The following is a 1,456-nucleotide window of genomic DNA, read 5'->3' on the forward strand; positions in this document are numbered from 1 at the left end:
CTCGCCAGAGGCGGGCGGCGGCGCTGCCCGCCCGCCTCTGGCGAGGGCGCCCCGACGACCCCCGCTGGGCGCGGCCCGCCCTGCTCGGCCTGCTCCTGGCCACCGCGGTGCTCTACCTCTGGAACCTCAGCGCGTCCGGCTACGCCAACTCCTTCTACTCGGCGGCCGTCCAGGCGGGCAGCCAGAGCTGGAAGGCCCTGTTCTTCGGCTCGCTGGACGCGGGCAACGCGATCACCGTCGACAAGCCCCCGGCCTCGCTCTGGCCGATGGCGATCTCCGTACGGCTCTTCGGGCTGAACTCCTGGGCGGTGCTCGTCCCGCAGGTGCTGATGGGGGTCGCGACGGTCGGTGTCCTGTACGCGGCCGTGCGGCGGCGGTTCAGCCCGGCGGCCGGGCTCATCGCGGGCGCGGTGCTCGCGCTGACGCCGGTGGCCGCGCTGATGTTCCGCTTCAACAACCCCGACGCGCTGCTCGCCCTGCTCATGACCGTCACGGTCCACTGCGTGCTGCGCGCCCTGGAGCACGGGCGCACCAAGTGGCTGGTGTGGGCGGGCGTCGCGGTGGGCCTCGCCTTCCTCACGAAGACGCTCCAGGCCTTTCTGATCCTGCCGCCGCTGGCCGTCCTGTACGCGGTGTGCGCGCCGGTGCGGCCGCGCAGGCGCTTCGGCCAGCTCGCGCTCTCCGGGCTGGCGATGGTCGTGTCCGGCGGCTGGTGGGTCGCGGTCGTGGAGCTGTGGCCCGCCTCCTCGCGCCCGTACATCGGCGGCTCGCAGAACAACTCCTTCCTGGAGCTGACCTTCGGCTACAACGGCCTCGGCCGCATCAACGGCGAGGAGACCGGCAGCGTCGGCGGCGGCGGTGGCCCGGGTGGCGGTGGCCCCGGCGGCGGTGGCGGTGGCATGTGGGGCGAGACCGGCATCGGCCGGATGTTCAACTCCGAGGTCGGCGGCCAGATCTCCTGGCTGCTGCCCGCCGCGCTCATCCTGCTCGCGGCCGGTCTCGTCATCACCAGGAAGGCGCGCCGCACGGACACCGCGCGGGCCGCGTTCGTGGCGTGGGGCGGGTCGCTCCTGATGACCGCGGCGGTCTTCAGCTTCATGGCCGGGATCTTCCACCAGTACTACACGGTGGCGCTCGCGCCCTATGTCGCGGCGCTGATCGGCATGGGCGCCACGGTCCTGTGGGAGGAGCGCGCTTCCCGGCCCGCGTGCGCGGCGCTCGGGGGGACGGTCGCGGCCACGGCGGTCTGGGCGTACGTCCTGCTCGGCCGGGTGCCGGACCACCTGCCGTGGCTGCGCTGGGCGGTGCTGGTCGCCGGGCTCGCGGGCGCGGCGGGTCTGCTGTTCGCCGGGCGGTCCGGCCGTCGGCTCGCCCTCGCCACGGTCGGCGTGAGCCTCGCGGCGTCCCTCGCGGGCCCGCTGGCGTACACCCTCTCGACGGTGGACAGCGCACACAC

1 protein-coding gene is annotated in these 1,456 nt (G+C 74.5%); it reads left to right on the forward strand.

Annotated elements, in window-relative coordinates:
* Positions 1-23: 23 nt before the first annotated feature.
* Positions 24-1,456: ArnT family glycosyltransferase (locus tag AB8Z36_RS39300; RefSeq protein ID WP_369218149.1), on the forward strand; the 1,433-nt coding region annotated here is incomplete at its 3' end.

Source organism: Streptomyces flavofungini, from assembly GCF_041028215.1.
In the GTDB taxonomy this organism is placed as follows: Bacteria; Actinomycetota; Actinomycetes; order Streptomycetales; family Streptomycetaceae; genus Streptomyces; species Streptomyces flavofungini_B.